Annotated in this window: 22 protein-coding genes; 4 read left to right on the top strand and 18 right to left on the bottom strand. The window is 56.5% G+C overall.

Translation table 11 applies throughout. The features are described from left to right. Positions 1–29: 29 nt before the first annotated feature. Positions 30–905, bottom strand: a complete 876-nt coding sequence (locus J1C54_RS05540) for an acyl-CoA thioesterase II (RefSeq protein WP_229145682.1) — start codon at positions 903–905, stop codon at positions 30–32. 415 nt (positions 906–1,320) lie between these two features. On the opposite strand from J1C54_RS05540, the gene mfd reads away from it, so the two are divergent. Continuing rightward, complete coding sequence (gene mfd / locus J1C54_RS05535; RefSeq protein ID WP_229145681.1) at positions 1,321–4,779, top strand: transcription-repair coupling factor; 3,459 nt, start codon at positions 1,321–1,323, stop codon at positions 4,777–4,779. Between the two features lie 50 nt (positions 4,780–4,829). Further along, entirely contained in the window at positions 4,830–5,699 is an 870-nt protein-coding gene (locus J1C54_RS05530; protein WP_229145677.1) for a CsiV family protein, read from the top strand. Positions 5,700–5,724: 25 nt separating this feature from the next. Here J1C54_RS05530 and J1C54_RS05525 read toward each other — a convergent pair whose 3' ends face one another. The 8 genes from J1C54_RS05525 to J1C54_RS05490 are packed head-to-tail and all read right to left on the bottom strand — an operon-like array spanning position 5,725 to position 11,805. Next, positions 5,725–6,918: an NAD(P)/FAD-dependent oxidoreductase gene (locus J1C54_RS05525; protein ID WP_255612541.1), complete on the bottom strand. Its 1,194-nt coding sequence runs from the start codon at positions 6,916–6,918 to the stop codon at positions 5,725–5,727. After that, positions 6,915–7,649 carry an S-methyl-5'-thioinosine phosphorylase gene (locus tag J1C54_RS05520; protein ID WP_229145674.1) on the bottom strand — a complete coding sequence of 245 codons (735 nt, stop codon included), beginning with the start codon at positions 7,647–7,649 and terminating at the stop codon, positions 6,915–6,917. The genes J1C54_RS05525 and J1C54_RS05520 overlap by 4 nt, the downstream gene beginning before the upstream one ends. Continuing rightward, the gene (locus tag J1C54_RS05515) at positions 7,649–8,209 is read right to left on the bottom strand and encodes a hypoxanthine-guanine phosphoribosyltransferase (protein ID WP_229145672.1); all 561 of its coding nucleotides are present in this window, start codon (positions 8,207–8,209) and stop codon (positions 7,649–7,651) included. Before J1C54_RS05515 ends, J1C54_RS05520 begins: the two co-directional genes overlap by 1 nt. Further along, positions 8,206–9,348: a mechanosensitive ion channel family protein gene (locus J1C54_RS05510; protein ID WP_229145670.1), complete on the bottom strand. Its 1,143-nt coding sequence runs from the start codon at positions 9,346–9,348 to the stop codon at positions 8,206–8,208. The genes J1C54_RS05515 and J1C54_RS05510 overlap by 4 nt, the downstream gene beginning before the upstream one ends. Further along, the gene (gene nagZ, locus J1C54_RS05505; RefSeq protein ID WP_229145668.1) at positions 9,348–10,358 is read right to left on the bottom strand and encodes a beta-N-acetylhexosaminidase; all 1,011 of its coding nucleotides are present in this window, start codon (positions 10,356–10,358) and stop codon (positions 9,348–9,350) included. Before nagZ ends, J1C54_RS05510 begins: the two co-directional genes overlap by 1 nt. A gap of 16 nt (positions 10,359–10,374) precedes the next feature. Then, on the bottom strand, positions 10,375–10,848 hold the full coding sequence (locus tag J1C54_RS05500) for a L,D-transpeptidase (RefSeq protein ID WP_229145666.1): 474 nt from the start codon (positions 10,846–10,848) through the stop codon (positions 10,375–10,377). Positions 10,849–10,853: 5 nt separating this feature from the next. Continuing rightward, entirely contained in the window at positions 10,854–11,504 is a 651-nt protein-coding gene (locus J1C54_RS05495) for a TetR/AcrR family transcriptional regulator (RefSeq protein ID WP_229145664.1), read from the bottom strand. Between the two features lie 58 nt (positions 11,505–11,562). After that, the gene (locus J1C54_RS05490; RefSeq protein ID WP_229145661.1) at positions 11,563–11,805 is read right to left on the bottom strand and encodes a hypothetical protein; all 243 of its coding nucleotides are present in this window, start codon (positions 11,803–11,805) and stop codon (positions 11,563–11,565) included. 47 nt (positions 11,806–11,852) lie between these two features. Here J1C54_RS05490 and J1C54_RS05485 point away from each other — a divergent pair, with 47 nt between their 5' ends. Together J1C54_RS05485 and J1C54_RS05480 are read left to right on the top strand one after the other, a co-directional pair. Further along, positions 11,853–13,004: an iron-containing alcohol dehydrogenase gene (locus tag J1C54_RS05485; RefSeq protein ID WP_229145660.1), complete on the top strand. Its 1,152-nt coding sequence runs from the start codon at positions 11,853–11,855 to the stop codon at positions 13,002–13,004. A gap of 5 nt (positions 13,005–13,009) precedes the next feature. Then, positions 13,010–13,444: a thioesterase family protein gene (locus J1C54_RS05480; protein ID WP_229145658.1), complete on the top strand. Its 435-nt coding sequence runs from the start codon at positions 13,010–13,012 to the stop codon at positions 13,442–13,444. Here the strand turns inward: J1C54_RS05480 and pgi are convergent. The 9 genes from pgi to J1C54_RS05435 form a co-directional block, all read right to left on the bottom strand. Continuing rightward, the gene (gene pgi / locus J1C54_RS05475; protein WP_229145657.1) at positions 13,439–15,082 is read right to left on the bottom strand and encodes a glucose-6-phosphate isomerase; all 1,644 of its coding nucleotides are present in this window, start codon (positions 15,080–15,082) and stop codon (positions 13,439–13,441) included. The genes J1C54_RS05480 and pgi overlap by 6 nt on opposite strands. Positions 15,083–15,118: 36 nt before the next feature. After that, entirely contained in the window at positions 15,119–16,411 is a 1,293-nt protein-coding gene (locus J1C54_RS05470; RefSeq protein WP_229145656.1) for a UDP-glucose/GDP-mannose dehydrogenase family protein, read from the bottom strand. 33 nt (positions 16,412–16,444) lie between these two features. Beyond that, entirely contained in the window at positions 16,445–17,323 is an 879-nt protein-coding gene (gene galU / locus J1C54_RS05465; protein ID WP_229145654.1) for a UTP--glucose-1-phosphate uridylyltransferase GalU, read from the bottom strand. Beyond that, the gene (locus J1C54_RS05460) at positions 17,320–18,651 is read right to left on the bottom strand and encodes a UDP-glucose/GDP-mannose dehydrogenase family protein (RefSeq protein ID WP_229145652.1); all 1,332 of its coding nucleotides are present in this window, start codon (positions 18,649–18,651) and stop codon (positions 17,320–17,322) included. The genes galU and J1C54_RS05460 overlap by 4 nt, the downstream gene beginning before the upstream one ends. Before the next feature lie 137 nt (positions 18,652–18,788). Further along, positions 18,789–19,751, bottom strand: coding sequence for a hypothetical protein (locus J1C54_RS05455; RefSeq protein ID WP_229145650.1), 963 nt, complete (start codon positions 19,749–19,751; stop codon positions 18,789–18,791). 88 nt (positions 19,752–19,839) lie between these two features. After that, complete coding sequence (locus tag J1C54_RS05450) at positions 19,840–21,777, bottom strand: YjbH domain-containing protein (protein ID WP_229145649.1); 1,938 nt, start codon at positions 21,775–21,777, stop codon at positions 19,840–19,842. A 25-nt stretch (positions 21,778–21,802) separates the two neighbouring features. Next, complete coding sequence (gene wecA / locus J1C54_RS05445) at positions 21,803–22,864, bottom strand: UDP-N-acetylglucosamine--undecaprenyl-phosphate N-acetylglucosaminephosphotransferase (RefSeq protein ID WP_229145647.1); 1,062 nt, start codon at positions 22,862–22,864, stop codon at positions 21,803–21,805. Between the two features lie 206 nt (positions 22,865–23,070). Further along, entirely contained in the window at positions 23,071–24,162 is a 1,092-nt protein-coding gene (locus J1C54_RS05440) for a glycosyltransferase family 4 protein (protein WP_229145645.1), read from the bottom strand. A gap of 14 nt (positions 24,163–24,176) precedes the next feature. After that, positions 24,177–24,989, bottom strand: an 813-nt coding sequence (locus J1C54_RS05435; RefSeq protein WP_229145640.1) for an EpsG family protein, incomplete at its 5' end; no start/stop codon positions are given.

The raw sequence follows: 24,989 nt of genomic DNA, 5'->3' as shown, positions 1-24,989 counted from the left end.
CGCCCTGTGCCACCCGTAATACCCCATGGTCAGGCTTGCATTTCCCCCGGCCGCAAGCGCATCAGCCCTTCCTGAGCCACCGAGGCAACCAGAGTGCCGTCCTCTGCATAGATCAGGCCGCGATTGATACCCCGGGCACCGGAAGCCCGCGGGCTGTCGGTGCAGTAGAGCAGCCACTGATCGGCACGAATTGGCTTGTGGAACCACATGGCGTGATCAATACTCGCCGCCTGCAGCTGTGGCTGAAAGAAGTGCATGCCATGGGGCAGCATGGCAGTCCCCATCAGGCTAAAATCCGAACAAAAGGTCAGCAACACCCGGTGGGTGGCCTGATCGACATCTAGAACCTCCGGAATCCTGAACCAGGACATGCGCTCCGGGCTCTGCGGGGTGATATCGAAGGGGTTGCGCGGCTTTACAGGGCGAAACTCCACCGGCCGCTCCTGCAAAAAGGCGCTGCGAAAGGGCTCTGGAATATTGGCCGCCACCTGACCTCGAATGCGCTCATCATTTTCCAGATCCGCCGGCATCGGCACATCCGGCATGGCGCTCTGGTGCTCAACCCCCTCCTCTTCCACCGCGAAGCTGGCTGCCAGGGAGAAAATCGCTTTGCCATGCTGGATGGCATTGACCCTGCGGGTGGTAAAGCTGGCGCCGTCACGAATGCGGTCGACCTCATAGATAATAGGTAGACTGAAGTCACCCGGGCGCAGGAAATAGGCATGCAGGGAGTGCACCGGGCGGTCCGCCGGTACAGTACGGGATGCGGCCATCAGTGCCTGACCCGCCACCAAGCCACCAAAGATACTGCGCTGCCCGGTGGCCCGGGTCTGACCACGAAACAGATTCTGCTCCAGCGGTTCAAGCTGGAGGATATCGAGCAATTCACGAACAACCTGGCGCATTAACCGCACCTCGCTAGAAAACAGAAAGCCGGATTGTACCTTAACCCCCCACCGCCACCACCGTGCCAGGGCGCAACCGCCGCCATAATCCTCCGGGGTGCCCGCTACGCTGAGTCACCCTCCGGATTATGGTGGCGTTCACGCCTAAGGGAGGCACCGAGCCAACGAGGGCCAGGGATGAAGCCGAAAAGCTTGAAAAAGCAGGATGCGAGGTTCTGGCGCCTGTTACTCAAGCCCCTAGGGATGGGTTCACGGCGTGTCCCGCAAACCCCGAACAGGTGACAGAACCGGTGAGGTTCACTGCCCAACCAGAGATTTACCAGCTGGCGGCGGTTGCGCCCGGGCACGGGGGTGAAGGTGGTTCAACCAGGTTATTGCGGTAGAATCGGCGCCCTGATTTATAGGGGCCGCCGTTTTGATCCTGCTTCCTGACGAAAAACTGTTCCCCAGCGGAGCGGAAAACTACCGCCATTGGCGCGGACTGGACGACGGCTCCCTGGCCGTCACCCTCGCCACCCTGGCTCGCGAGACCCCCGGCCTGATCCTGCTGGTCACGCCGGACTCCGGCCGTGCCCAGCAACTGCATGACAGCCTCGCCTTCTATCTCGACAACGACCCAGCCCTGCCGCTACGACTGTTCCCCGACTGGGAAACCCTGCCTTGGGATTTGTTCTCCCCCCACCAGGACATCATCAGCGACCGCATAGAAGTGCTGCACCGCCTGCCCACTGCACAGAGCGGCATACTGGTCACCCCGGTCAGCACCCTGATGCAACGCCTGGCACCGCGCAGCCATATCGACGGCAATAGCTTTGTTCTCAAGGTTGGCGAGCGCTTTAATATGGAAGACACCCGGCTGCGCCTCGTCGCGGCCGGCTATCGCCAGCGTGACAACGTCTTCGAGCATGGCGAATTTGCAGTGCGCGGCGCCATCATGGACATCTTCCCCATGGGCGCAGAACAGCCTTTTCGCATCGAACTATTCGATGACGAAGTAGAGTCCCTGAGACTGTTCGACCCGGACACCCAGCGCTCAAGTGAAACCGTAAAAAACATTACCTTGTTGCCGGCGGCAGAATTCCCCCTCGGCACTGACGGCATCAGCCATTTCCGCAGTGCCTTTAGGGAACGCTTTGATGTCGACCATCGTCAATGCACCTTGTACCAGGACGTCTCCGAAGGCATGGCCAGCGGTGGTCTGGAATACTACCTACCGCTGTTCTTCGATCAGCTGGCCAGCCTGTTTGACTACCTGCCCGATAATGCCCGCATCGTGCAGATGGCCGGCTGCGAAGAAGCTGCCAATCATTTCTGGGAAGAAACCGGCAGCCGCTACGAAAGCCGGCGTCACGATATCCGCCGGCCGATTCTTAGCCCGGTAGAGATTTTTCTACGCCCTGACGAACTGAACGGCGGCCTGAAGTCACGGCCAAGGGCACGCATCTGTGACGATGACGGCATTGCCTTTGCTTTTGATGCTCCGCCGGATTTTGCCGTCAATGCACACAGCGACCAGAACCCATTTGCACAGATCAAAAGCTTTACTGAAGAACATCCGCAATTGCGGGTACTGGTCTGCGCAGAAACCGCCGGGCGACGTGAAGCACTACTGCCGCTTATGCAAAAAGCCGGGCTGCAGCCTCAAATGGCCGACGGCTGGCAGGACTTTTTGCACAATGCTGTTCAGCAAAACGTATCCTGGCAACTGACCGTTGGTGAACTGGACCGCGGCTTCTGGTCAAGCAAAGACAACATATTGGTATTGGCTGAGTCACAACTATACGGCGAGCGAATTCTGCAACGCCGACGCCGTAAAACCTCGGATTCCAGCGCCCCGGAAAATGCCTTCCGCTCACTGGGCGAGCTGACTCCCGGCACGCCGGTAGTACACATAGACCATGGCGTCGGTCGCTATCATGGCCTGACCTATATGCAGATCGACGGCCAGCAGCATGAGTTGTTGTTGCTTGAGTATGCCGGCGGCGACAAAATCTATGTACCTGTGGCCAGTCTCCATTTGATCAGCCGCTACGGCGCCGGTGATCCGGAACATGCGCCGCTGACCCGACTCGGCTCCGACCAATGGAGCAAGGCGCGACAAAGAGCGGCAGAAAAAATTCATGACGTGGCCGCCGAACTACTCAACACCTGGGCGCGACGGGAAGCCAAGAAAGGCCGCTCGTTCAAACTTGACGAAGAAGAATATCGTCGCTTTTCTGCAGGCTTCCCGTTCGAAGAAACCCCGGACCAGCAGCAAACCATTGAAGCGGTGCTGCAGGATATGCGCACTGCCAAGCCGATGGATCGGCTGGTATGTGGGGACGTTGGCTTCGGCAAAACCGAAGTGGCCATGCGTGCCGCTTTTGCCGCAGTGCAAAATGGCACTCAAGTAGCCGTACTGGTTCCCACTACCTTGCTGGCCCAACAGCACTTTGAAACCTTCAGCGACCGATTTGCCGATTGGCCAGTCAGTGTGGAAGTGCTCAACCGATTCCGTAGCGGTAAAGAAAAAACCGATGCGCTGAAACGTCTTAAAGAAGGCAAGGTAGATATTCTGGTGGGCACCCATCAGCTGCTACAGGAAGGCATCGAATTCAAGGACCTTGGCCTGATTATTGTCGACGAAGAACATCGTTTCGGTGTGCGTCACAAAGAGCGTCTGAAACAAATGCGCGCCGAGTGCGACATGCTCACCCTGACCGCCACACCCATTCCTCGTACACTGAACATGTCGCTCGCCGGGCTACGTGAGATTTCCATTATTGCCACTCCGCCACAGCGACGCCTGTCTGTTAAGACTTTCGTTCAGCAGCACGACGCACCATTGGTTAAAGAAGCCATTCTGCGTGAATTGCTGCGTGGCGGGCAGGTGTACTATCTGCACAACGATATCGACACCATGACCCGCACGGCTAACGAAATCCGCGAACTGGTACCGGATGCCCGGGTTGGCATTGCCCACGGGCAGATGCGTGAACGCGAACTGGAGTCGGTGATGTCTGATTTCTATCACCGCCGTTTTAATGTGCTGGTATCTACCACCATTATCGAAACGGGCATCGATATTCCCTCCGCCAACACCATCATCATTGATCGTGCCGACAAGTTTGGTCTGGCCCAGCTACACCAGTTGCGCGGCCGGGTTGGGCGCTCACACCATCAAGCCTATGCGTATTTAATGACGCCACCGCCGAAAGTGATGACCAAGGACGCACAAAAGCGTCTTGAAGCAATCGAAACCGCGACAGATCTCGGCGCCGGCTTCCAACTGGCCAGCCATGACCTTGAAATACGCGGCGCTGGCGAGCTACTCGGCGACGAGCAGCACGGCCATATTGAATCGATTGGCTTCTCCCTTTACATGGAAATGCTTGAGCAGGCAGTGGAAGCGCTGAAGCGCGGCGAACAGCCGGATGTGGAAAAGCCTCTTTCCGGCGGCCCGGAAGTAAACCTACGCATCCCGGCGCTGATTCCGGAGGACTACCTGCCAGATGTGTTTACCCGCCTGACCCTGTACAAGCGCGTTGCCGGCTGCCGCAACGCCGAGGCCCTGCGCGAACTGCAGGTCGAAATGATCGACCGCTTTGGTCTTTTGCCGCTGCAGGTCAAGCACCTGTTCGCCGTCACCGCCCTGCGTCAACGGGCCGAACAGATCGGCATCCGCAAGATCGATGCCGGCGGCCAGTGGGGCCGATTGGAATTCTCCGAGCAGACTGTGGTCAATCCCCTCAGTCTGGTAAAGCTGGTACAGTCCGCCTCGACCCGTTACAAACTGGATGGCGCCACCGCCCTGAAATTTGCCATCAACACTGATACAGCCGAGGAAAAAATCGAAGTGGTAAACAAGCTGCTCGACACCCTCGCCGGAAAATAATGCAGAAGCGGCTTTAACCGCAATATTGGTATAAGAGCTCAGGAGAAACCATGCGCTACATCATGCTGCCACTTTTACTACTGAGCCTGACCGCACCGGCAATGGCCAACCCCTATGCCGAAATGAGTGCACCGGAAATCCGCCGGGCTATCGCCGACTTGCCCAAGGTAATGCAAGAAAAGTGGTACCAGATCGAAGTAGTCGCCTTTGCCCGGCAAAGCCCTCTAAGCGACGAATATTGGCGTCTCGACCAGCAACCGGACCTGAACCACTCTGCCCTGATCGCACTGGACAGCAGCGAACCGCGCATCCCGGAGCACGCCGACAATATAGACATCAGTGCCGTTGCCTACGGTGCCTGGAAGATTATCGACAGCGATCTGCCATTACAGCAAGCCGCCGAAAGAATGGCTAAAGATGGCCACCGAATCCTGCTACATCAAGCCTGGCGCCAGCCAGTGCGCGAACGGGCCCATGCCTTTGCGGTGCTGGTAGAAGGCGGCGACATCCTGCCGGAGCCCGTTGCCAGCGAAGCAATGCCCCAAGAAGGCGAATTAGCACCAACCACTGACGACTACGCCGCCATGGACAGCAGCGGCCAGTTCACCACCCTGCCACAGATTGAAACCCTGGAAAGCAGCGAAGAGCCCGTTGCAATCCACGAGTTGCAAGGGGCCCTGCGCTTTCATCTGAGTCGGTACCTGCACATCGAGCCCATTCTCTGGTTTGGCAGCGACACCGCTGAAGGCCAGCGAGTGTGGGTCAAAATTGACCAGAAACGGCGCATGCGCAGTGAAGAGCTGCACTACCTCGACCATCCCCTGTTTGGCCTACTGGTACGAATCACCCCGTGGAATCATCCTGAGCAAGATAAGCTCGACCAACTCAACGAAGCCCTCAAAGCCCAGCAGATCCGATAGAAATGACTGCAGGAGGAGCCTGAGGTCAGGCGAACTGTCCGGCCGCTTGGGCACTGGCCCAGGCCCACTGGAAGTTATGCCCGCCAAGATGACCGGTGACATCAAGCACTTCGCCGATAAAGAACAGGCCGGGCTGGTCTTTAGCCATAAAGGATTTGGATGACACCGCCTGGGTATCAACGCCGCCAAGAGTCACTTCGGCGGTGCGATAGCCCTCCGTGCCCGATGGCTTGATGCGCCAGTGTTGAAGCTGATCCGCCATGGACTCTAACCGAGCATTATCGAAATACTGCCAGCTTTGCTGCCAATCGAACCATTCACACAGGGTCTGGGCCAATCGTTTTGGCAACATGCTGGAAAGCCAGCTTTCCGGACGCGCATTGGGTGAGGCTGCGCGCAATTGCTGCAGTACAGAAATATCGAACCCCTTACCGCCCTCAGCGCTGGCAACAAGATCAATATCCAGTTCATCACCAGGTTGCCAATAGCTGGAAATCTGCAACATGGACGGCCCGGAAAGTCCGCGATGGGTGATCAGCATCGGTTCGGCAAATTCGGCATCACGACAATGCACCCGCACTTGCGTACTGAGCCCCGACAGTGGCGCTAACTTTTCTTTCTGGGCGGGTTGCAGGGTAAACGGCACCAACCCAGCGCGGGTGGGCAAAACCGGCAGGCCAAACTGGCGGGCAATATCATAACCAAAACCACTAGCACCGAGCGTCGGGATAGACAGACCACCGGAAGCGATCACCAAAGACTCACAACGAATCACACCATCGGAGGTGCGCACTCGGTATCCACCCTGCACCGCCTCCACTTGTTCGATGGAAACCTTTAGCGATACCTGCGCCTGTGACCACTCACATTCCCGCAACAACATATCCAGAATGTCACGACTGCTATCGGCACAAAATAGTTGTCCCGGCGCTTTCTCCACCCAATCGATACCATGGCGCTCCACCAGCTCAACAAAGTGCTGGGGGGTATAACGCTTCAACGCAGAAATACAGAAGTGGGGATTCACTGAAATAAAATTTGCTGGAGCAGTATTCAGGTTTGTGAAGTTACAACGACCACCACCAGACATCAGAATCTTCTTACCGGCCATGTTGGCGTGGTCCAGCACCCGTACCCGACGGCCTCGATATGCGGCCACAGAGGCACACATGAGACCGGCGGCCCCGGCGCCGATAACCAACACATCAACATCGTTCAAGCAGCGGACACCATGGCAGTCAGCGCCTCGCAGACCTTGCCCATGCCGGCATGAATCACCGCTTCGATTTCTTCCATGGAAATTTCGACATCGCTTTTCCCCGCACCGGGGTTAACCACCAGCGACAGCATGGCATAGGGAAGCTCCAGCTCGCGGGCGAGCACGGCCTCTGGCATACCCGTCATCCCCACAATATCGCAGCCATCTCTCTCCATGCGGCTAATTTCTGCAGCGGTTTCCAGCCTTGGCCCCTGAGTGGCACCATAGCAGCCACCATTGATGGCGTGGGCATGAACACTTGCCAAAGCAGTTACCAGGCGCTGCCTCAGGGACACGCTGAAAGGCCAGGAAAAATCCACATGCACAACCGGCGCCACGCGCCTGTCAAAAAAAGTCGTCTCACGGCCCCAGGTATAATCAATAATTTGATCTGGCACCACGATGGCAGCAGTAGGTGCCTGAGCAGTAATCCCACCAACCGCATTCACGGCAACGATCTCGGAGGCACCAGCCTGCTTCAATGCAGCAATGTTGGCGCGGTAATTAACCTGGTGTGGTAATAGCACATGGGGGTCGCCATGACGGGCCAGAAAAAGCACACGCTTGCCCGCTAGCTCACCTTCCACAACAGCTGCCGAAGGATCTCCCCACTCAGTAGTAATGCCATGTTTGGCGATCACCGTCAGGCCAGCCATACGGGTCAACCCGGTGCCACCGATAAAAGCCAGCATTACAGTCCCTCCACCGCAAATAGACCCGGTGCGTTACGCCAGTATTCGCGATAATCCATACCGCAACCAAACAGGTAGGCATCCTCCGCCTCAATACCGGTGTAGGTCGCCTTCATTCCCGGCTGCGCCTTGCGATCATGCACCTTATCCACCAGCACCGCCGTGGCCACCGACTTGGCACCCTGCTTTTCGCAGGCATCGATAATAGCCAACAAGGTAGAGCCCACATCCAGAATATCGTCCACAATAATAATGTTACGATCCTTCAGCGAAGTCCCCGGCGTAATAATCCACTCGATCTCAGTGCCTGAAGTTTCACCGCGATAGCGAGTGGCGTGCAGGTAATCAATCTGCAAGGGGAAGTCGAGTTGTGGCAGCAGCTTACCCATCAGTACCACACCACCATTCATGATGGTCAACATCAACGGATCCTGCTCGGCATAGTCGCGATTAATCTTCGTAGCCATGCCAGTAATTGCCTGATCAATCTGTTCAGCGCTATACAACTGCCGAGCATTAGCTCGTACTTCAAGTAGATGCTGACGAAACTCCGGGGTCATGGGCGTCTCTCCTCCCTGTTTTTCTGCTCGGTAACGGTCTGCAATATAGCTGCTTCATCAGGATGGCCATCAGCAGCGATATGCAATGTCCGAGTCGGGAAGGCAAACTCAGCGCCATGACCTTCAACAATTTGCATAACTTTCAGCAGCACATCTTCCTTCACCGCATGGAACGGCACCCACTCACTTGTCTTGGTAAATGCGTACAGCATAAACTCGAGATAGGAGTCACCATAGCGGTTAAAGTGGACAATGATAGTTTGCTCCTGATCAATATCCGGATGCGCATTAAGCATGTCGCGCACGTCGTCACAGATCACCTTCATCAGATGGCCATCGCTATAACGAATACCCAGATTTTCATAGATTCGTCTATTAGTCATGCGCGACGGGTTCTCCACGACGATAGTCGAGAACATGGAGTTAGGAATATATAGCGGCCGCTTATCGAAGGTACGAATGCGGGTCAAACGCCAGCCAATATCTTCTACCGTCCCTTCAATCTGGCGATCCGGCGAGCGCACCCAGTCACCCACCTTAAAAGGCTTATCCAGATAGATCATCATGCCGCCGAAAAAGTTGGCCAGCATATCCTTAGCCGCAAAACCAATGGCAATACCGCCGACACCGCCGAAGGCCAGCACCCCGGACACCGAATAGCCCAGCTCCTGGAGAATGATCAGCCCGGCAGTAATCATCACCGACATACGCAGCAGTTTTGCCAGCGCCCGCGCCGTGGTCTGATCCATCGGTTTCGCCAGACGCTGCGGGTTTACGATATTTACTTCCGCATAGCTGATGAACCGGGTGCAAAACATGCTCAGGATAACGATATAGGCAATACTTCTGGCCTGAGGTAAATATCCAAACAACGCGGTTTCGGTCACGTTATCGAGAATAGCCGCGGCAAAGGTAAGGCCAATGGTCCAGACAAACAAACGCACCGGGATACGTGCCGCCTCCAGCAGAGCGTCATCCCATAATGACTCGGTCTTTCCCACTAGCTTTTCGGCGATATCAATCAGCCGCATCAAAATAAAATTGATCGACACAGTGATAAACACCACTACAAAAACCTGCGTCAGCCAGACTTTTGTGTCGGTGGACTCCTGAAAGAATGTCTGTACTGTCTCCAGCATTACTTCGCCTCCTCAAGCAAACGCATGGCGGTATTGCGGGCAGCTTGCAGAGCCGCCGTTGACACTTGATGTTGCTGCGCACGCATAGAGGATGCAGGCACCACCTGAGAAGCAGGTCGCTGCTCCAGATAGCGCAGCACATCAATAGCTCCAGCGCGGTTATTGCATACCAGCACCATATCGCAACCGGCATCCAGTGCCACAGCGGCACGTTGCGCATAACTGCCAGCGGCAGCGGCGCCCTCCATGGATAGATCATCAGAGAAAATCAGGCCACGATAACCCAGCTCACCTCGCAAGATATTCTGCAACCAGAATCTTGAAAAGCCAGCCGGCTCGGCATCCACCTGATCATAAACAATATGCGCCAGCATCATGCCGGCAAGACTGTCCGCCAGCTTGATAAATGGCACCATATCCTGGGCCCGAATTTCATCCAGGCTGCGATGATCAACAGGCAACTCCAGATGGGAGTCGCCCTGCACAAAACCATGCCCGGGAAAGTGTTTGCCTGTGGCAGCCATGCCAGCGGCCGCCATGCCATCAATAAAAGCAGCTACCAAAGCCACTACCGCATCGGCATGAGCATGAAAACTGCGATCCCCGATCACCGAACTGGCACCAAAATCCAGATCCAGCACCGGGGCAAAACTGATATCTATGCCGTGCGGAATCAGCTCCGCCGCCATCAACAAACCCATCTCACGAGAGGCTGCCAGCGCTGCGTCCGCATCACGATCATATAATGCACCCAGACAACGCATGGGCGGGATACGACTAAAGCCCTCACGAAAGCGTTGCACCCGACCGCCCTCCTGATCCACTGCGATCAGAATATCGGGACTTTCGGTGCGAATTTCCGTTACCAGCTCACTAAGCTGGGCGGGGCTGGCGTAGTTACGACTAAACAGAATTAAAGCACCAGTGCCCGGATGGCGTAGCAGTTCGCGATCCTCATGGGTCAGCGACTGGCCGGCAACATCCAGCATCAGCAGGGGCTGGGCAGACATGAAATTTCCCCGGAAATTATTCAATCAGGACAGGACAACCGACCGTGACAAGGTCGAACAATTCAATCACATCCGCATTACGCATTCGGATACAGCCATGCGAGCGCGGCACGCCCATAGGCTGGTCATCCGGCGTGCCGTGAATATAGATGAAGCGGCGCATGGAATCCACGCGACCCGACCGATTGCGGCCTGGCTCATTGCCACACAACCAAAGGATTCGCGACAGAATCCAGTCACGCTGGGGATACTGTTCGGCAAGCTGCGGAGACCATATCTCCGCCGTAAAACGACGCCCTACCAGTACCGCCCCCACAGGCAGGCCGGCACCAATTTTTGCCCGAATACGATGGCTACCGCGAGGCGTGCAGCCACTACCCTGCTTCTCACCCGGGCCATTCAATGCAGTAGAGACGCAATAGCGGTGCTCAGCGCCGCTGGCGTCCATAAAGCGAAGGGTCTGATCAGCAATGGAAACGTGGATAGCCATAACGTTCAGGATGCCGGCAGCTGCGCGCGAATACCACCGGCAAGAAATGCCAGTAGCCGTTCCTCAACCTGCTGCGGCAGCACCTCAACGGCAAAGTCACTGCGGCAAATGGCACGCAACGGATCCATACCGGACAAGGTAAAAATGGTCGCCCCTAGAGCAAAGTGAACCCGCCAGAACATTTCCATCGGCGGCACTTCCGGAACCGCCAGTGCTAGCTGCTCCAGGAACCGCCGGAACACCTCACCGTAATGCTCCCGAAAAAAGCGGCGTAAATGCCCCTGAGCCTGACTATAAGCAAGACCGCTAAGACGGAAGAAGATAGCCACCCTGTGCGGCTCGCCCTTCTGCACCGCCAGCGCACTTTGCGACAGCGTGGCCAGCAGGCGCTCCAGAGTAACGCTCCCGGAGTTAGTCTCCAGCTCCGTCAGCAGACCATCCAAACGGGCACAAAACGGATCCAGAAAGCGCTCGAAGACCGCCTGTATCAGGGCTTCCTTCGAGCCGAAGTGGTAGTTCACCGCCGCCAGATTGACTCCAGCCTTACTGGTGATCGCGCGCAGACTGGTCTCAGCAAAGCCCTTCTGGGCAAACAACACCTCGGCAGTGTCGAGAATCCGGTCCACCGTGCCTCGTTCAGCCCCTCGCCCAGCCATGATAGCGCCTCCCAAACAAACGTTTGAAACGCATGGTAGCACCCCGTAACAGCGGCTCCTACATGTCCGGGTCGGCGGCCTCAGCCTTTTCGATGGCCTGTATCAGCTCCCGGTGGCCCTGGGCGCTTTGCCCGGAGTGCAGGTAGTGTTTGGCCTTAACCAGAACATCTTCCAGCAGGTGCAGACGATAGTTGTGATTCAGCAGTGACTTGCCAACAAAATGCTCGTCGACATCGTTCTCGCGTAGCCATGCGGCCTGCGCCAGAGCCTGCTCCAGTTGTTCTGCGGTGGGTTTACCCATAATCTCCTCCCTGTTTATCGCGATAACCGCTCTATACGGATGATGCTATGACTGCCTTTACCTTTGCTACTACCCGCAGCCTGATTTGTGAGCCTGGCGCCAGTGAGCGACTGGCCGAAATCGCCAGTGATCTGGGCATGCGCCACCCCTGCGTGGTGACTGATGGCGGCATTGCCAATAGTGGCATGCTGGAGCCGCTGGTAACGCGACTGCAGCAAGCCGGTCTGGCTGTCACCGTATTCAAGGATGTGCAAGCCGACCCGCCAGAGAGCGTTATAGAGCAAGCCCTGCAGGTGGCCCGCGAATCCGGCTGCGACGGGGTAATCGGCTTTGGCGGCGGCAGCGCCATGGACACCGCCAAGCTGGTGGCCCTATTGGTGCCCGGCGAGCAGACCCTGCAGCAGGTTTACGGCGTTGGTAATGCCACAGGTCAGCGCATGCCGCTGATCCAGATACCAACCACCGCCGGCACGGGCTCGGAAGTGACACCGATTGCCATCGTCACCACCGGCGAGACAACCAAAATGGGCGTAGTGGCGCCGCAACTGCTGCCGGATGTGGCAGTGCTGGATGCCACTCTGACCACTGGCCTACCGGCCGCGGTAACCGCCGCCACCGGCATTGATGCCATGGTTCACGCCATCGAAGCCTATACCAGCAAGCATCGCAAAAACCCCTACTCGGACATGCTCGCCCGCGAAGCGCTGAGACTACTAAGTGCCAATATCGAAACCGCAGTCAACAATGGCAGTGACCTGAAAGCGCGCGGCAATATGCTGCTCGGCGCCATGCTCGCCGGGCAGGCCTTTGCCAACGCACCGGTGGCCGCAGTGCATGCCCTCGCCTACCCGCTGGGCGGCATCTATCACATTCCTCACGGCCTGAGTAATGCACTGGTTCTGCCCCATGTCATGCGCTTTAACCTGCCTGAGGCAGAAAAGGCCTATGCGGAGCTGGCCCGCTGCGTGCTGCCGAGCGGCACACTGGTGGGAGACAAGGCCGCCACCACCCTGATCAACTGGCTGGGCACCCTTAGCGGGGAGCTGGGACTGCCGACCCGTCTGCGCGAAATGGACATCAACGAAGACGCCATCCCACGGCTGGCCAGTGACGCAATGCTGCAGCAACGACTGCTGGTAAATAATCCTCGTGAAGTCACAGAAGCAGACGCTATCGCCATCTACAAAGCTGCGTGGTAACCGGCGTGAGTGAGAAAAAAGCCATCGGCCGACGCAGCGACTACCACTACTTCGCCCCGATCAGCACCCGCTGGAGCGACAACGACATCTATGGTCATGTAAACAACGTGATCTATTACAGCTACTTCGATTCTGTCGCCAATCACTTCCTGATTCACGAAGGAGACCTGGACATCCATAACGGCAATATTATCGGTCTGGTGGTGAACTCCTGCTGCAGCTATCACAAGGCACTGGCCTACCCGGAGAAACTGCAGGGTGCCATGCGAGTCAACCGGCTCGGCAATTCATCCGTAGAGTACGGGCTGGCAATTTTTCGCGAAGGTGACGACGAGGCAGCAGCGGAGGGACACTTTGTTCATGTATTCGTTGACCGGCATAGTCGCAAGCCAACACCGATTCCGGACAACCTGCGCACAGCACTGCAAGGAATCTTATAAATCTTTCGCCGCTGAAGCTGCCCCTACCGCAGCAATCAGACCATCGGTGGATGAATCCATGCTGCTGGATGTCACTCCTCCGTTGATCAGCTCAAGGGTTTCGGTGGCGATTTGCTTGCCCATCTCTACGCCCCATTGATCGAACGGGTTGATCTGCCAGATAACCGCTTGAGCAAAAACCTTGTGTTCGAAGGCCGCTAGTAAGGCACCCAGCGAGAATGGGTCCAGCTGATCAAGTAGCAATGTGCTGCTCGGCTGGTTGCCGTGATAACGCATATACATGGGCAGCTGCTCGCCGGGCGGCAAAGCGGCTTCACCAAATGCCAACAGCCGCGACTGTGCAAAGCAGTTTGCCAAGGCCAGATGGTGCTGACCGATCAACTCGGCAGCCGCCGCGTCGTGGCGCACTTCATGGTAGCGCCGGGCGGGCGCAATAAAGTCACAGGTCACCGGCTCAGTGCCTTGGTGCAGCAACTGATAAAAAGCATGCTGCGCATTAGGCCCCACTTCGCCCCACAAAACCGGGCAAGTACCAGTTGGCACCGGCTCACCATCGCGGGTCACCGACTTACCATTGGATTCCATTTCCAGCTGCGACAAAAACGCCGGAAGATATTTCAGGCGGCCGTCATAGGGCAACACCGCATGGGCATGAATACCAAGAATATTAGTATTCCAGACGCCGGTCAGTGCCATCAGCACCGGTACGTTTTCAGTCCATGGCGCACTGCGAAAGTGCTCGTCCATCTGATTGGCTCCGGCCAGCAATTCGCGAAAGCCTTTCATGCCAATGCGCAAAGCGATGGGCAAACCGATGGATGACCACAGCGAAAAACGACCACCCACCCAGTCCCAAAGCGCCAACTGATTAGTGCGCGGAATGCCCCACTGTTCCATCTTGTCCACAGCGGATGACACACCAATAAAGTGACAGCCAATCACCGCCGGGTCATCGCCCAGGGCTCGCTGCAGCCAGGCCCGGGCGGTGCCCGCGTTGTACAACGTATCGATGGTGGTAAAAGACTTTGAAGAGATAATAAAAAGCGTGCTGTGTGGACGTAATTGATGCAGCAGATGGGACACCTGACTGCCGTCCATGGAGGAGACAAAATGGGTGCGCACTGCCCGCTCATCGGCAGCATCATCCAGTGCCCGGCAAACCATCATGGGGCCCAGATCAGAGCCACCCACGCCAATATTTACAACATCGGTAATCACTTCACCGGTGACGCCACGCCACTGACGGGCATGGATGCGTTCAACTATGCGGGTCATGCGATCCAGCTGCTCCTGCACCTGCTGCTGAACCGGCGAAGGCTGCTGTGGCGGCACCCGCAATGCCCAATGCATGGCGGCACGTTGCTCGGTGTGATTGATTGACTCGCCAGCGAACAGGCGGTTAATCCAGCCGCGCAAATCGCGGGCATCGGCCAGCCGGCCAAGCAAATCCAGCGTACGTACATCAAGACGCTGCTTGCTCAGGTCCAGTAGCAACGGACCGGCACGACGAGACAACCGGGCAAAACGGTCCGGCTGATCGGCAAACATCTGAGCCAGATGAATATCCTGCAAGGCAGCCGCCTGCTCGCTCAGCTGCTGCCAAACCGTATCTGCAGGCACTCCTGTTCGACTACGCATGCACCAAAACTCCGCTTGCCACTTTCGCTGCCCGCACTACTGCCGGCCAATACCGTAATAAACAAAGCCACTGCTGCGGACAAAGTCCGGGTCCAGAATATTGCGCCCATCAAGTAGCAACGGCTGTGCCATAAGTGTACGCAGGCGCCGATAATCCGGGCTCCAGTAATCTTTCCACTCAGTTACCAGCATAAGCGCATCGGCACCACGTGCAGCCTCGTAGGGATCATCACAAAGAACAAGATCAGCACGCTCACCATAGTGTGCCAGCAGGGTTGGCAGTGCTTTCGGGTCATGCACCCGCACGGTGACACCTTGCGCCCATAGCGCTTCCATCAATTTAAGCGCTGGTGCGTTATCAATACGCCCAGTGCCCGGCTTGAATGCGGCGCCCCACAGGGTCACAGTTTTGCCATTCAGCTCGGTGTGGTAGTGCTGCCATAGCTTGCGAAACAGAACTTCCTTCTGTCGCTCATTAATTAGCAGCACCTGTTCCAGCAACTCGGAGCCCACTCCGGATGACTCCAGAGTATCCGCCAGGCTCATCACGTTGCGGGAAAAGTTCATCCCTCCGAAGCCACAACCGGGATACAGATACGCCTCACCGATTCGTGGATCCGCGCCCATGCCCATGCGTACCTGCTCGATATCTACATGCAGCGCATCGGCCAAAGATGCCATGTCATTCATAAAGCCCAGCCGAGTGGCCAACATGCCGTTGATCGCCAGTTTGGTAAACTCCGCTTCACGCGGACGCAACAAGCGCATTACATCGCGCAAGCGGTTAAACGGCCGCAGCATCTCGCGAATATGAATTTCCGCCCAGTCACTATCACAACCTACTAAAATGCTGGATGGGCGCATAAACGATTGCAGTGCGGCGCCTTCCTGCAGCATCTCCGGCATGCAGATTACCGCGCGATCTACACCTGGGTCGACGCCATCACGCAAACGCAGCTGCAAACTTTCTGTGGTGCCCACCGGGAAATTGGATTGGTTAACCACCAGCCAACTATGGCCGCGACGAGCTGCCAGCTGATCAATCAAGGATTCTGCAAAAGACTGCGCCGCTGGAGACAGGGCCAGAAACACCCCTTCCACACAATCTTCCGGCATATCTTCGGCAGAACCCGTGCACAGCCGACCAGCCTTTTGCTGCTGATCCAGCATCAACTCCAGGCCCGGCTCCTGATATGGCATGCGATAGGCATTCAGATCATCTGCCACCTGCCCTGCCGGCACCCGCAGCGTCACCTGATGTCCGGTGGAGGACAACGCCGCAGCGGTAACCAGCGCGGTAAGGGTGTCGCCGTAAACATCCAGATGCATTGATGGCTCTCCGGTTCGCGGCTGAAGCCGCTGCTACAGGTTGTTAATCAGATCGCGGAACGGGGCACCGAGTTCGGGATGGCGCAGGCCGTAGCGCAAAGTGGCTTCAAGGTAGCCTATTTTGCTGCCGCAATCATAGGTCGCCCCCAGCATGCGATAGGCCTCCACGCTTTGCTCCTGAATCAATGCAGCAATGGCATCGGTCAACTGGATCTCGTTGCCGGCGCCCGGCGCCGTGCTTGCCAGCAGCTCGAAGATGCGAGCCGGCAACACATAGCGGCCCACCACGGACAGATCTGAAGGCGCATCTGCTGGCTTCGGCTTCTCCACCACTCCGGTCATCGGTACGCTTTGCCCCGCTGCTGGAGCCGGGCCACCTAGCGATACCACACCATACTGATCGACCCGCGACATAGGCACCTGCTGCACCATTATCTGGGCAGCCTGATGAGCCTCAAAGGCCTGCAGCATGCGTGACAGGTCATTGCCGCCAGTCACACCCTCTGCATCCACCAAAACATCCGGCAGCAGCACAGCAAAAGGTGCATCGCCAATAACTTCACGGGCGCACAACACCGCATGACCCAATCCCAATGGCCGCCCCTGACGGACACTGATGACCCGCACTCCCGCGGGCACAATGCCGCGCACTACTTCCAACAAGGCGGTCTTGTTTTTCTTCTCCAGCTCGGCTTCCAGTTCATAATGAACATCGAAATGATCTTCGATCGCTTTCTTTAGCGAATGGTTAACCAGCACGATCTCTGTGATACCGGCGGCTACTGCCTCCTCCACCACATACTGCACCACGGGCTTGTCGACCACGGTGATCATTTCTTTTGGTATAGCCTTGCTGGCTGGCAAAAACCGGGTGCCAAGGCCAGCGACAGGAAGGACAGCTTTTCTAATCATTGAATGCTCCGCCCGCGACCTACGGCCCAATATTCAAGCCCGGCGGCGGCGACTTGCTCCGGGTCGTAAAGGTTGCGGCCATCGATCACCACGGCGCTTTTCAGTTGCGACTTCAGCCAGGCGAAGTCCACTGCGCGAAATGCTTTCCATTCGGTGCAAATCACCAATGCATCAGCACCGGCAACAGCATCATTGCGGCTATCAACCAGACTAAGCCCGTCGCGCTCCCCAAAAATCCGGCCAGCTTCATGGGCCGCCTGGGGATCGAATGCTTGCACTTTACCGCCAGCTGCCAATACCGCTTCTACCAACACCCGCGATGGTGCTTCGCGCATATCGTCGGTTTCTGGCTTGAACGAAAGACCCCATACGGCAATGGTTTTGCCCTGCACAGAGCCCAGCGCCTTGCTTAGCTTGGCGAACAGAGTCTCCTTCTGGGCGTCATTGACGGCTTCCACCGCATTCAGCAACGGCGCCGCATAACCCACCTGTGTGGCCGTGCGAGCCAGTGCCTGCACATCCTTGGGAAAACAGGAGCCGCCATAACCGGCCCCTGGATAAATAAAGTGATAACCAATGCGCGGATCGGAGCCAATACCGATGCGCACTGCTTCAATATCTGCACCAAGACGCTCCGCCAGGTTAGCCATCTCGTTCATAAAACTGATCTTGGTGGCCAGCATAGCGTTGGCCGCATACTTGGTTAGCTCGGCGGAGCGCACATCCATAACAATCATCTTGTCGTGATTGCGGTTATACGGCGCGTAGCACTCGCGCATCAGTTTTTCCACGCGCGGCGAGTCCGTACCAATGACGATGCGCGACGGCTTGGAAAAATCTTCAATGGCCGCCCCTTCCTTCAAAAACTCGGGATTAGAGCAGACATCAAATTCAATGGCCGATTTGCGCTGGGCCAGCACTTCGGTAATAGCAGCATGAACCTTATCGGCAGTACCTACTGGCACGGTAGACTTATCAATCACCACCTTGTAATCAGTCATATGGGTGGCAATGGTACGTGCCACTGCCAATACATATTTCAGATCCGCGGAACCGTCTTCATCTGGCGGCGTGCCCACGGCAATAAACTGCAGCTCACCAAAGGCCACTGCCTGAGCAGCATCAGTAGTGAAGTTCAACCGGCCCTCGGCCACATTGCGCTTGACCATCGGCTCCAAGCCCGGCTCGTAAATCGGAATGACACCATTCTTCAGGCCTTCGATCTTGGCTGCATCCACATCGACACAGAGGATATTGTGGCCAACATCAGCCAGGCAGGTACCGGTCACAAGGCCCACATAGCCGGTGCCGAAAATGGTGATATTCATAAAAGTCCCTGAACGAAAAAGAAAACGGGGTGATTATACCCTGTTCCCTGTTAGTGGGCTGCTGTTGGGGGAGCATTCCTGCCGCAACATAAAAAAGGGCGGCCTTGGCCGCCCTTCCTGTCTATCTCAGCACTTGATCAAGGCGTGCCGCCGGTGCCACCGGTAACCGCTTGACCGCCATTGACCAGATTGTCGATGGACTGAGCAATGTTCACGTCGTTCTCGAACTGAATAAAGATCTCAGCCTGAGTAGGCACCGCCGGGTCTGTCACCGGAATTATGGCCGGGTCAAAGGCTGGGTCCAGAAGATCCGCCAGCGTAAGGGTGTTGGCCGCAATGTAGGCCTCTACCTCAGCCAGCACCTGAGCCGGATCCAACTTCGCAATCAAAGCAGGATATGCAGCAGACTCCTGACTCGGTGGGTTAGCATTAGCAACCGCCAAAGGCAGAAACTCAACGATCTGAGCCGTCAGTATCTGGTTAACGATATGCAACTTGGCCGCCGTTTCGCGCGCCGCCGCGCTAGCCGAGCCCTTGTTCTTCACTTTAATCGGATCATAGTCGGTCAGATCAATGTTGGCTGGCAAACCAAGCTCTGTTGTCAGCGCCTCTGTTACGGTTTTTTTCAGGGTGACCAGGTCAGGAACAACAATCGGCACAACGTTAAGACCTGCGACAATCTCTTGTTCGATCCTGATCTGAACAATGGTGCTGAAAGCACTGATCGAGTTACTGCCGGCCGGAGCCAGATACTTCAACCCAGCAGGCGCCGGCAAACCAGTATCCAGATCAATGGTGGTACCTGGCACCACCTCGGCAACGAGTGGATAACGTGCCTGCTCCGGGGTTAGAGCAGTCAAGCGAAAGCCGCCATCGGCATCAGTAAAGGTTGCCGGCTCCGGCGGATCATCGCACTGACGGTTAACGATCTGGTCAACGCAAACCTTGGCACCTGCCAGATAGCCGTCGTAGACGATACCTTTCGATTTTTTGCCAAGAAAATTAGTACTATCAGAACAGCCGGCAAGCGCCACAAGCGGAGCCAAAATGGCGACGGCAATCAGATTACGCATTACTGCATCCTTATTACTTTCGGTCATCATAAACTCCCTGAATCTGGCGTCGGCACCACGGGCGTGAATGCCAGTCACTATAGCGGAAGCCCCTGTAATTGCAAGGAATTGGCCCCTAGAGACCCGGCCGCAGACGGTTCAAGTAGACCCGCTCCAGCGTGTTCGCTGGTCGCACTATGGTAGCCCCGCCAAATGACACTACGTTGGCATCTTCGTTAATCCGGGTCTGCACGGTATAGCTCCAATCCGGATTGCCGCGCACCTGCAAGTAGCGGAACTGGCGGTCCTTAACCGGCGTCAGCGGAATCATTACCCCAAGGCCAACAAACTCAGCATCGGTGTTCTTGTAGGTCAGCAGCATGGCGTAGTCGCCAAACCAGAAGCGGCCATCCACCCGGAAGCCTGTGTCACCCTCGAAAAACTCCCCGGCATGCAAGGTAAGCTGTACGTCACGCCCCGGATGGCTATAGGTATAGCGGCCCAGCATCTGCCGCGCTTCTCTGGCTGAATCGTCCACATGGCGGAAATTGCCACTCAGGAAACCAAGGGCATGGCGGCGATCGGAACTAACCAGCAAGGAGTCACTCAACCAGCCATAATAGTCAGTGTTGTAGCGCCCCGCATGAAAGGTAGTAAAGAACTGTGGATGGAGCCGCAGAGTCTGTTGCAAATCCGCCTCTTTCAGGCCGGTGCGCTGGCGACTGTTATAGAACACCCCACCCCGATCAAAGTCTTCGCTGGCGTAAACCGCCTGATTCCAGGTTGCCGACGCAAGAGCTCCAGTCCATAGCGATGTCGACACCTCGGAGCCCAGCGCCAGCGAGGTATCCAGCACGCCGTACTCAGTGGCCACGCCTGTGGTCAGATTTGGGCTCAGGGTCAAACGTGGTCGCCATACCGGCCCGGCACTGCCCTGAAAGTCCCACTGCTGTGGCGGCTCCTGCTCGCTGGCAGAGGTCAGCCGTGGCTGCTCTCCATCCAGCCACAGCTGGCGTGTCATCACCGGAATATTCTGATTGAGCAGCACCAGACGCAGGCTGGTCGCCGCCTCTGAGCCGGTCGGCAAGCCCGCCGCGTGCAACCGCTGGGCCACATCCTCAAGGGCCTGTCGCTCATCACGGTTAAACAGGTTGTTCTCAAAGCGTACTGTCAGCTGATTGCCGGCCGAGCCCACGGAAACCCGCTCATAGCCCGCCGCTACCAGAATCTCTCCAATAGTCGTCGTAGCCGCGCCTTCGTCCACCAACTGTTTTGACTCTTGACCAGTAACCGGTGCTGAAGCCGCCTCCGTTGCCACAGCTGAAGCCGCCCCTGTGGTGGATCGAGCGGTATCCCGGCCCAGCGGAATGGATAGCCCCAAGGAGAAGAACTGCCTGCCGTTGTCGCTATCACCACGGTCATAGGCCATCACCTTGCCCTTCACCTGCAGACCACCGGGTAGCCAGCCTTTGGGGGAGGTCAAGCCGGCGCCAAGGCGGACATCCGCAGCGTCATATTCAGCGATCAGATTAAGCCAGCGGGTGGGCCGGTAAGAGATGGCAGCAAAAGCACCATCCAAATAGCGCAAAGCCTCTTCCGGGCGACCATAGCCAACAGCCATTTCCACAGGCCCGAATTGACGGCCAGCCACCACATAGTAGGACTCGAAATTATTCGCCGAGCCTCCGAAGTCCTGAGCCCCGGCGGCAAGTGTGAACCAGCTTTCCGGGATCAGCGGCGCCTGCACCTTGAAATTAGCTGACAGATCTCGCGGCCCGCTACCGTTAGCAAAAAGATTGGACTGGGTCTCCTCCCAGGCAATACGCCCGCCCACTTCGACTAACGGGAAGATTCCCACCACCCCGGCCACATTACGGTAATGACCATACTCACCAGCAACCCACGCCTGATCAGAATACTGTACATCCGCCTGAACGTGATTAAGCACCGTGGCAGAGGGGACATTGAGAAAACCGCTGTAACCGGGCAATGCCAGATCATCCGCAGCAGATACCACATACGGAAGAGAGAAAATAACCGGCAGGAGCGGCTTAAACCGCGAACTCTTTTTCATAGACTATTCGCGACTTAAGCCGCTCCTACATTTTCAGGCCTTTGCGAATCACAGCGGTCACACGCCAGATATGGCTCAGGGCAAAGTTATACAAAACAAACAGTACCAGAATGCCAAGAAACATGATCGACTCCGGCACACCAATCACCTCCCCGGCAATACCGAGAAGCGCCAGAATGGAGGCTGCCCCCGTAATAATGGCCAGTGCCTGCCGGTCATTGAAACCGGCGCGCAGAAAAATATGATGCAGGTGATCACGGTCCGGCATCATCACCGACTGCCCCTTGCGGTAGCGACGAAACATAACCGCCAGCATATCCATCAGCGGCAGACCAATGATCCACAGCGCCGTCACAGGCCGGAATGCGAGCTCTCCCGCCTGAGTGCCATTAACCAGCAACCACACCAGGGAAAAGCCAATAAACATGGAGCCGGCATCGCCCATAAAGACCTTGCGGGAGAACGGGCCGATGGACAGGTTGGCCAGTAGATACGGCACCATGGCCGCAGTCAGGGCCACTGCCAGCACCAGCTCAGTGGAGAAGCCCGGCCCGGCCAGCACAAACAAAATGATCAGCGAAACCAGTGACACCAGGCTCAAGCTGCCAGCCAGCCCATCAATTCCATCCATCATGTTGAATGCATTGGTGGCGCCAATTACCGCACAGATAGTGATTGCCGGCCCCAGCCAACCGAGCATGATCACGCCAAAACCGATCAGATCACCGAAGGTGTTCAGGTAAACGCCCGAACCCAGAGCCAACAAAGTGCCTAGCACCACGTGCGCCCACAAACGGAAGCGGGCCGGAATATTACGGGCATCATCCAGTGCCCCAAGGGCCACCAGAAAAAGAGAGCACAGTAGATAAATGCCATAAGGCCGGTTGAACGGCATGACAATCAGCCACGCCAAGGCAAGACCAGCAAAAACGCTGAGACCACCGATCAGAGGCACTGCCCCACGGTGCATCTTGCGGTGATCCGGAATATCCAGCAGGCCCACACGAACGGCTACAGGCCGCAGAAAGACGAGAGAAACGGATGCAAAAAGCCCGGATAACAGCCCTGTTGTAGTCATCAAATCCATGCCTACTCTCCTTGATCTGGACCAGCCGCACCGTCGGACATCAGGTTCAACGGATACATAAACGGCGGCTCCAGCTATCGGGCAAAACAGTAGTGCATTTAACACTAATGTGACGATGCCTGTGAAGGACGTCTCAAGCGAAGGTTAGTCGATGACCATGAACGAAATACGAAAACTGGGGAAATAGGGTTATCCCGGTATCATCCCTAAGGTTCAATCAGGCAATTCAAGTATGCCTGTACAACACGCTCTTCGCTGAACAAGCTCTCCATCCGCTGGCGAGCCGCCCTGCCCGCCATTTGTATGTCAGCGGTGCTCATCAGCGCCAGCCGCCCCATTTGCTTGGCCAGAGATTGCCCATCACGCACCTTGCACAGCCAACCGGTAACTTCCGGTTCGATAGCATGCCGACATCCCGGCACGTCCGTGACAATTGCAGGGCGGCCCATGGCGGCAGCTTCTAGCACCGTGCGAGGCATACCCTCCCGATAGGAAGGCAATACCAGCACATGAGACTGCTCGATTAGCGGGCGCACATCGTCCACGGCGCCAAGGTACTCAAGCGCTTGCTCTTCCTGCCACTGACTAACTTCTTGTGACGAGATCGCCGTGCGATTACTCACCCCCAAGGGCCCAACCAGCAAACAGCGCACCTGCAGGCCATCCGCCTTGAGCCGGCGGCATGCTTCGGCGTATTCGCGCACCCCCTTATCTCCCAGCAACCGGGCGATCATAATAAAGGTCACCGGGCCACCCTGAGGTAAAGGCGAGCTCTGGAACCTGCATAAATCGATTCCAGAGCCGGGCAGTAGCGTAACCGGTGTATGCCCCAACAAGCCGCTATCCCTGAACACAGCAAGATCTGCCTCATTCTGGAAGAACAGATGCTGTGCTCTGCGATTCACCAGCCCGTAGGCCTGCCGCACACGACGAAATAGCCAGGAGTCGTGAATAAATGCAGTGCCAAGGCCCGAGATGTTGTTAGCAAACGGGAGCCCTTGCAGTGCGCAAACCAGACCACTGTAGATATTCATCTTTACCGTAAAGTTGAAAACGAAGTCAGGTTTGCGTCGCCACATCACCTTCCAAATAAAAAAGAGACTGCGAAGCTCCTGAACAACTCCGGTGCTTTTGCCGTCGAGGGGCGCGGGGATATGCTCAACGCCAAGCTCATCAACCAGACGCGAACTGAATTCATCTGAAGGAGCAAGACAGACAACCCTGAAACCTCGCTCGCGAAGCATATGAATAGTACTGGCGCGAAAGTTGTAGAGATACCAGGATGAATTTGATGTCAAGAAAACGGATCTCATCAGCCACCAAACCATAGAACGTTCTGGTATGGGACCCATGCAAAGGAATGTGTAGCAAAAAATAGCCAAACAGCCTGCACCAGCCCGTAATAGCCCACCACACCAAGAGCAATGGCTCCGCGAGAATGTGGTTTGGCGGAAACCATTGGCAAGCGTGAAAACACAAAAATCTGTAAAGGAATCAAATAAAGCGCCACTCGATCCGTTGCAGCGGATGAAACAACAACCAGGGGAATGCAAATCAGTGCCAGCAAGGACATCCATAACCAAAGCTTTCTTTCGGCTTCAGACAAACTCAGACGCCGGTGCAACAGGAAAAACAGCACGGCTGGAACCGCGTTCATCAACACCCTGATCAAGCCACCTTCAGACTGGTAGTCCGCCTGAACATAGTTGATCCAAAGGTGCTCGGCAGAATCGAAAAGGAACAGATAACCGCCCACCAAAAACATCAGTCCAACCCAGGTAAAATTCCATAGCCGATTTGAAGTTGAGGCAAGAGCTGTCACCGGCAGAATCAATACTGCAGATTTGTGGAAAGTCGCACCCAGCATCACCCAGAATACAAACCATCCGACCTTGCCCCTGCCGAGTGAGGTCAGACTGATCAGCAAAAAGCCCAGCGCCACCGCCTGACGGGTGTAGCCCATACCCACCACGATGATCAGATATGGCACCGATACCAGTAGCGCCAGCCATGGCAGGGGTTGGCGACGAGAAAAAGACATCACACCAATCATAAGGATGGCGCCGCAGATCAGGTTCACCCAATAAATGGGACCGTCAAACTGGGCGACAAGCCAGTTAACCAG

The organism is Alcanivorax sp. 1008 (genome assembly GCF_020667895.1).
Taxonomy (GTDB): Bacteria; Pseudomonadota; Gammaproteobacteria; order Pseudomonadales; family Alcanivoracaceae; genus PGZG01.
This window is presented reverse-complemented; position numbering and strand designations above follow the sequence as displayed.